The sequence below is a fragment of the Planktothrix mougeotii LEGE 06226 genome, assembly GCF_015207485.1.
Lineage (GTDB): Bacteria > Cyanobacteriota > Cyanobacteriia > Cyanobacteriales > Microcoleaceae > Planktothrix.
Genome location: NZ_JADEWU010000071.1, coordinates 22,774 through 30,676 on the forward strand (window position 1 = coordinate 22,774; position 7,903 = coordinate 30,676).

A 7,903-nucleotide genomic window follows, 5' to 3' on the forward strand; every position below is an offset into this window, starting at 1 on the left:
GTAATTCGTAATTCGTAATTCGTAATTCGTAATTCGTAATTCGTAATTCGTAATTATCTCGCAATTTGACCCATATAATCTCGCCATAATTGAGCCGCATTTCCACTGCTGCCATTAGTCGGAGAATTATCATCATTCCCTAACCACACTCCCGTTGTTAATTTAGAATCAGGAAGATAACCAATAAACCACAAATCAACGTTATCATTTGTTGTTCCAGTTTTACCCGCTTCTCCTAACCCAATATAGGCACTTTGAGCCGTTCCCCGACGAATAACTCCTTGTAATAAAGTTGTCATAGTTTCAGCCACAGAAGGAGACAAAACAGTAGGAACCGTTGGATTTTCTCGATCATAAGCATAAATAATCCGACAGGTATTAATATCATTAATATCCGTACAATCACTACTATCTAAAATCCGTTTAATGGCATGGGGAGAATGATATAACCCCTTATTCGCAACGGTGCTATAAGCTCCCGTTAATTCTAATAGATTGACTTCACTTTGACCCAGAACTAAACCCGGAACCGGATCAAGTTTAGATTGAATTCCTAAACGTTTTGCTATGTCAATCACCCGATCTAATCCGATATCTTGAGCAATTCTCAGAGCAATGACATTTTCTGATAAGGCTAACCCCCGATACATATCAACATCACCGCCACTGCGTTCACACCCTTGATAACTTTGTCCTTTCCAGGTTAAAGGTTCACAGGAATAGGTTTGACCGGGAGGAATGCCTTGCGCTAAAGCCGCTAAATAAGTAAATAATTTAAACGTTGATCCCGGTTGACGTTGAGCTTGAGTAACCCGATTAAATTGACTTTCTTTATAATCTTCCCCTCCCGCCATTGCTAAAATTTCTCCAGTATTAGAATCTAACGTGACTAAACCGCCTTGAGAAAATCCATTCCGTGATCCGGTGGTTTGAATAGCACGTTTTAGAGAAGATTCTGCAAGGGTTTGAGTGGGAATATCTAAGGCTGTTTCTACAATAAAATTGCCTTCACGAGCTAACTGTTCCCCTAATAATTTCTCCAATTCGCTAAAAATATAATCATAAAAATAGGGAGCAACGGTACTTTCTAAAAATTCCTTAGCTTTGGGATTAATTTCAATCCGAGAACGACGAGCGCGATCCGCTTCCTCTTCACTTACCATCCCCATTTCTAACATTCGGCTAATGACGCGATCGCGGTATTGTACAGCTAACTGATAATTTTGAATCGGATTAAAACTATTAGGGGCGGGTAATATTCCAACTAATGTGGCAGCTTCGGACAGCGTTAAATCCTTGGCTGATTTATTAAAATAAAATCGAGCCGCATCTTCAAACCCATATAAATTAATCCCTAGATATACCCGATTCAAATAAGTTTTAAGTAGCTGATTTTTACCATAAACCGCTTCTAATTTCAACGCAACAACCGCTTCTCTAAATTTGCGTCCAGCCGAATCTTCTGTCCCGACATAATCCCGGTATAAACTCCGGGCTAACTGTTGAGAAAGGGTACTTCCTCCTTCTCGAATTTCTCCGCCCCGCACATTCGTTAATAAGGCCCGTAACGTTCCCAGGGGATCAATCCCCAAATGCCAGTAAAACCGACTATCCTCAGACGCAACAACAGCTTTAGGTAAATAGGGGCCAAAATCCCCTAACTGATTTGTTTCTAAATGGGCAATGGTATTCGCTTCTCGTAGGGGACGACCATCGGCGGCATGAACAATAACAGGCCCAGTTACTGTGTCCGGTAGGGGGTCAACTTGAAATTTCTGCCACTCAAAGAGTACCACGGCCCCCACCACAGCACTGATGCCACAAAATCCATAAAATCCATAACGGATAGTTTGCACATACCAAGCCGGAGGATCATTATATTCAACACGAGCAACGGAGGCGAGTTCAGGTGGCCCTAAAGTTAAACTATCCCCATGTCGTAACGGTAGGCTCTTGATCTTTCGCTTTCCCCAATACAAACCGTTTGTGGAGTCTTCATCCTGAATCATAAACCCAGGACGACTGGGTAGTAAGCTTGCCCCTTTAGGATTTCGGACAACACTGACATGAATTTGACTCACCAGGGGGTTCCGTACTACGATATCGCAGGTTCGGGAAGAACGCCCCACCACATAGCGATCACCCAATAAAGGATAAACTTCAGGTTTATCGGTATCCGCATGGTGTACCCGCAATTCAGGGACTTTAGCGTTGGGCTTGAGGATCAGCCGCGAAAAATTAACTTTGGCGTGAAGTGTCTGGACAACCTGTGTGATTGTGTTCAGGAGAGTTTGAGGTTTCTGAGGGGGCTTGGTTGTGGACATTTTCAGCACTCAGAGTGGCATTGGGCTGTATTCATTGTACCTTCTGATTTCAGGAGTCAGGTTTTAATTCTGAAAGTTGCAATAATTAAACACCAGATTCCAATATTAATCGAAACATCTGCCAAATTGAACACGGGAAAATGAATCAGTCGAAAATCGAGAAAATCTACGACATGACCGGATATAAAGCGATCAATTCCATTCCCTAATGCACCCCCTAATATTAAACCATATCCCACTTGTTCCCAACGATTGAAACGGGGGCCAAACCAAGCCATTGCCATTAATCCCAGACTAACCAGCAAGGATAACCATCGTAACCAAGCAACACCTCCATTACTAAACAAGCTAAAGGCCGCTCCGGTATTGGTAACATAAGTCAAGTGAAAAACATCCGGCCAAAGGGGTAAAGTTTCTCCGAGTTCAAAATTTCGTACCACCCAGAATTTAGTTAGGTGATCTAAAATTAAACTTGCAATAGCAACGATCCAAAAATTAGAATTTTTCTTTAATTGCATAATCAGTTATCAGTTATCAGTGTAGAGACGCGCCATGGCGCGTCTGTACCAGTTGTCAGTTAACTTTAATAAAACATTAATCCCCTTAAAATATAAGATAAAACAGCTACGGCACAACTGACGGCTAACTGTCCTGGTAAGGGTTGAAGGGAATATTTTTCAAAGGCTTCTGTCAGAAGAATTCCTTGGGTTGAGGCTCCATTAATGAGGTGACTTATAGTTAAATACATGATCCCCATACTATGAACCGTCAACAATCCACACAAACAACTAAAGGCTAATAATTCTAATTTTGGTAACGCTTTAAACGCTAAAAAACCACAAATCCATCCCCCCGGAATAAACCCTAATAGATATCCAAAGGTTGGCTGTTTAAAATAATCTAGTCCCCCTCCTTCTGAAAAAACAGGTAATACCGTTAATCCTAAAGCTAAATAAGCAATTTGGGACATGGCGGCGGCATTTTTTCCTCCCAAACACCCCACGAGTAAAACCGCCCCAATTTGATAGGTTACTCCTAAAGAGTGAACTTCTACATTTTGTTGTTGCCAAAGCCAAGACGGATCGGTGACAAAGGCTTCTAAAAAAGTGCCACCAATCGTTAATAAAACACCGATAATCGCCCAGAGAAACTCAAGTGCAGGAGTCACAACAGAGAACTATTAGCCTTTAGGAGAAATCAGGAACAGGAGCTTCACCGCCGACGAGTCCCAAGGATGTTAACATCGCTTGATCCTGTTCAGGCGGTTGACCCAAGGTGGTTAAATAATTACCAATTAACATGGCGTTAATTCCCGATTGTAAGCCTAAGCCTTGCAGTTCTCCCATGATCGCTTCCCGTCCTCCCGCATAACGGAGAATTTGCTGAGGAAGAATTAAACGAAAAATAGCGATCGCTTTTAACGCTTCATAAGGGTCAAGTTTAGAGTTTTCTGAGAGTGGCGTTCCTGAACGGGGGTTTAATAAATTAATGGGAACGGACTCCACCTCTAACTCCCGTAACGACAACGCTAAATCGATCCGATCTTCCCAAGTTTCTCCCATGCCAATAATGCCACCCGTACAAGCTTGAATTCCTGCGGCTTTTAAGTTTTTAACGGTTTGTACTCGATCTTCCCAAGTATGGGTGGTGACGACTTGGGGATAAAAGGCTTTTGAAGCTTCTAAATTATGGTTATAGCGAGTAACACCCGCTTCTGCTAAAGCTTGCGCTTGGTCTAAAGTTAATTCCCCTAACGCACAACAGGGTTTAACATGGGTTTCCTGAATAATCCGGTGAACCGTTGCTAAGATTTGTTCAAATTCCGTAGATTTCGGACTATTATATTTAATTCCTCGTCCCTGAGATACTAAACAAAACCGTTTAGCTCCGGCTGCTTCTGCGGCTTTAGCATGATCTAAAATTTCATCAGCAGATTTTAACCCATAAATCGGAGACGCCTCACCCGGATGATGGGCAGATTGGGAACAAAAACCACAGTTTTCCGAACAGTTCCCAGATTTAATATTAACAATACTACACAGGTCAACGGTATTCCCGCAGCAGGCTTGACGAACTTGATCCGCAGCTTGACACAGTAATAAAATTTGGTCTTGATCTTCGAGAACACTCAAGGCGAGGGCTGCTTCTCGACTGATGTGATCGCCTGATATAATCCCTTCAACTAAATGATGCAACCACGTTTGCAAGTCTTCTAGGGTGTTCCAATGGGGAGGAACTTCCAACACAGAATCCCTGTCGGAAGACAAACGGTTAAGGGCGGGTCGTACTGAAACTACATTGATCATGCTGGAATTGCCAGTTATCCAAACTGAGTTATTGTATCACCAAAGCATACAGAAGACGCTTAACCCTTCACCTCTAGCCTCACCATCGGGGTTTCCGGTCTTGGGGAATCCTTAACCTTTCCTTTACCTGAATTTGTTACAGAGACGGTATTCTCTACGGTAGCGGCTCTAACACAACATTGATTTTTTTTATGCTATTCCGTCTGAATTCTATTAATCCCTCTCGTCAGTTTGTAGCTAAATGTTCAGCGTTAGCCCTAAGTTTGAGTTTAACGGCCTGTGGCGGGACTAATACCACCACAACGGCTCCAAATCCGACAACTGGTACACAGGGAACGCCGACGGCGACCAACACCACAGCCCCAAATACAACTTCTGGTGCGGCTCAATTAATTAGTTTGGAACAACCCGTTAACTTAGTGGGTGCGGGAGCTACATTCCCGGCTCCTTTGTATCAACGCTGGTTTAGTGATATTGGTGGGGGAACCAAAAACCTACAAATTGATTATCAAGGTGTGGGAAGTGGGGCTGGGGTAGAACGATTTGTCCAGGGATTAGTTCAGTTTGGCGCTAGTGATGTCGCCATGAAAGATGAAGAAATCTCTAAAGTCGCCAACGGGGTTTTAATGCTACCGATGACGGCGGGAAGTATTGTACTAGCTTATAATGTCCCTGAGTTAGCTGAATTAAAGTTATCTCAACAAAATCTAGTTGATATCTTTTCAGGTAAAATCACCAACTGGAATGACCCCGCACTGGCTACAGATAATCCGGGTATTACCCTACCTGATTTACCCATCCAAGTCGTTTATCGGTCTGATGGTAGTGGAACAACCGGGGTTTTCACTAAAAATTTAAGCGCCATGAGTGAAGAGTGGAAAAATAGTATTGGAGAAGGGAAAACCGTTCAATGGCCTGTGGGAATTGGCGCTAAGGGCAATGATGGGGTCACGGCTCAAATCAATCAAGCTCCCGGTGCGATTGGTTATGTTGAATATGGTTATGCGAAAAGTGCTAACTTGAAGATGGCCGATTTGCAAAACAAAGCCGGAAATTTTGTCAAACCAACGGATGCAGCCGCCGCAAAAACCTTAGAAGCGGTGGAATTACCGGAAGATTTACGGGCTTTTATCACCAATCCTGACGGTGCTGATTCCTATCCGATTGTCACCTACTCTTGGGTACTGACTTATCAAAAATATGATAATCCCGAAGTTGCCAAGTCTGTTGAAGCCATGATTCAATATGGATTAACTGAAGGCCAAAAAATTAGTTCTGAACTAGGGTATGTGCCTTTACCCCCAGCCGTTGTTAAAAAAGTTGCGGAAAAAGCCGATCAAATTAGCCCAGACTTTACGATTAAAGTTGAGTAATTTCAGTTATCAGTTATCAGTTATCAGGTGTCAGGTGTCAGGTGTCGGGTGTCGATTTTATGATGTATAATTAATCTTGTATGGTCTTACCCAATCAAAATGTAACAGGAATTCCTCAATCTCGTTCCCCGATCGAAAAAACCCTGGATCAAGGGTTTGTGTGGCTAACACGCCTGATGGCTTGGGGTATTATTGTTGTTTTATTATTATTGGGTTTTCCCATTGCTCAACAAGCCATTCCAGCCATTCAAGAGTTTGGGTTAGGATTTTTATTTAGTAGTTCTTGGAACCCGGTTAACAATCAATATGGTGCGTTTCCCATGATTTATGGGACGCTGGTGAGTTCATTCATTGCTTTGGTATTTGCTGTTCCTTTGGGGTTAGGAACTGCGATTTTCTTAAGTGAGGATTTTATTCCCCTTTCAATTCGTACCGCTTTAACGTTTTTGGTGGAATTGTTGGCGGCGATTCCCAGTGTCGTTTATGGTCTTTGGGGTATTTTTGTCTTAATTCCATTTTTAAGACCTTTTCAAATGTTTCTGTATCAAAATTTCGGCTGGATACCGTTATTTAGTACCCCTCCGGCTGGCCCTGGAATGTTTCCGGCAGGGGTGATTTTAGCAATTATGATTCTGCCGATTATTACCGCCATTGCCAGGGATTCCTTAGCGAGTTTACCCCCTGATTTACGTCAAGCTTCCTTGGGGTTAGGAGCAACTCGTTGGGTGACAATCTTTCGAGTTTTAATTCCTGCCGCTTTTTCTGGAATTGTGGGGGGAATTATGTTAGGTCTAGGGCGGGCAATGGGAGAAACCATGGCAGCCACGATGATTATTGGAAACTCGAATAATCTGAAAATTTCCCTCTTTGCTCCAGGGAATACCATTGCTTCTTTGATGGCAAATCAATTCCCAGAAGCTTCTGGTTTACAAGTTTCGGCTCTCATGTATGCTGGATTAGTGTTATTTGCTCTCACCTTATTAGTTAATATTGCTGCGGAGTGGATTGTTAATCAAGTCAAAGCGAAATACCAATAACGGAGATGGCAGTAGATGGGAGTTAATTGAGGAATTCATTAAATCTTAAAAACTCTCAAAATTCGTTTTTCAAGAATCTGATTAGCTGAAAACATTGAGTATTCTTTTATGTCAAATCTCTCCCAAAAAACGAACTATGCTGGAAGTCAAGGTTTCAGTTTAATTCGCAATTCTAAAAGTTCCCGTGACATTTTTGAATTTTTAATGACTGGAATTGCAACAGCTTGCATTTTGATCACCTTGATTCCGCTTTTTGCAGTTTTATTTTATGTTTTAGTTAAGGGGGCTGGGCGTTTAAATTTAGATTTATTTACCAAGCTTCCCCCCGTTGCGGGTCAAACAACCGGAGGCATTGCCAGTGCTATTCTTGGCACAATACAAGTGGTGGCAATTGCTACTATAGTTGCTGTTCCCTTTGGGGTTTTAGCTGCCATTTTTCTTTCGGAATTTGGCAAAAATGGTCAAGTTGTGCGTTGGATTCGATTTATTACAAATGTTTTGAGTGGTGTTCCTTCAATTATTGCGGGGGTGTTTGCTTATAGTTTTATTGTGTTAAAGATGGGAACATTTTCAGTGATCGCAGGTGCTATTGCTCTCTCAGTTTTGATGTTACCCACGATCATTCGCACCACCGATGAAGCTCTACAAATTGTACCCCAAGAGATTCGTTGGGCGTCCGTTGGGGTAGGAGCTTCTAATTATCAAACAGCATTACAAGTGGTGCTTCCTGCCGCCTTACCTGCCATTTTAACCGGGGTAACCTTAGCTGTTGCCAGGGCTGCTGGAGAAACTGCACCCCTATTATTTACCGTTGTTTATACCAATAACTGGCCTAAAGGCCCCCTGTCTCCCACCCTTCCCTC

7 protein-coding genes are annotated in these 7,903 nt (G+C 42.6%); 3 read left to right on the plus strand and 4 right to left on the minus strand.

The window, feature by feature from the left end; genetic code table 11:
• Nucleotides 1–53: 53 nt before the first annotated feature.
• From IQ236_RS21980 to bioB, 4 genes are all read right to left on the minus strand, one after another.
• Nucleotides 54–2,324, minus strand: a complete 2,271-nt coding sequence (locus tag IQ236_RS21980) for a transglycosylase domain-containing protein (RefSeq protein ID WP_193871257.1) — start codon at nucleotides 2,322–2,324, stop codon at nucleotides 54–56.
• Nucleotides 2,325–2,380: 56 nt separating this feature from the next.
• Entirely contained in the window at nucleotides 2,381–2,842 is a 462-nt protein-coding gene (gene lspA, locus IQ236_RS21985) for a signal peptidase II (protein ID WP_193871258.1), read from the minus strand.
• A gap of 65 nt (nucleotides 2,843–2,907) precedes the next feature.
• The gene (locus IQ236_RS21990; RefSeq protein ID WP_193871259.1) at nucleotides 2,908–3,492 is read right to left on the minus strand and encodes a biotin transporter BioY; all 585 of its coding nucleotides are present in this window, start codon (nucleotides 3,490–3,492) and stop codon (nucleotides 2,908–2,910) included.
• Between the two features lie 19 nt (nucleotides 3,493–3,511).
• Nucleotides 3,512–4,630, minus strand: coding sequence for a biotin synthase BioB (gene bioB, locus IQ236_RS21995; protein ID WP_193871260.1), 1,119 nt, complete (start codon nucleotides 4,628–4,630; stop codon nucleotides 3,512–3,514).
• Nucleotides 4,631–4,821: 191 nt separating this feature from the next.
• Here bioB and pstS point away from each other — a divergent pair, with 191 nt between their 5' ends.
• The 3 genes from pstS to pstA all read left to right on the plus strand — a co-directional run.
• Nucleotides 4,822–6,003, plus strand: a complete 1,182-nt coding sequence (gene pstS, locus IQ236_RS22000; RefSeq protein WP_193871261.1) for a phosphate ABC transporter substrate-binding protein PstS — start codon at nucleotides 4,822–4,824, stop codon at nucleotides 6,001–6,003.
• 80 nt (nucleotides 6,004–6,083) lie between these two features.
• Complete coding sequence (gene pstC / locus IQ236_RS22005; protein ID WP_193871262.1) at nucleotides 6,084–7,040, plus strand: phosphate ABC transporter permease subunit PstC; 957 nt, start codon at nucleotides 6,084–6,086, stop codon at nucleotides 7,038–7,040.
• Nucleotides 7,041–7,148: 108 nt separating this feature from the next.
• Nucleotides 7,149–7,903: phosphate ABC transporter permease PstA (gene pstA / locus IQ236_RS22010; RefSeq protein ID WP_193871263.1), on the plus strand; the 755-nt coding region annotated here is incomplete at its 3' end.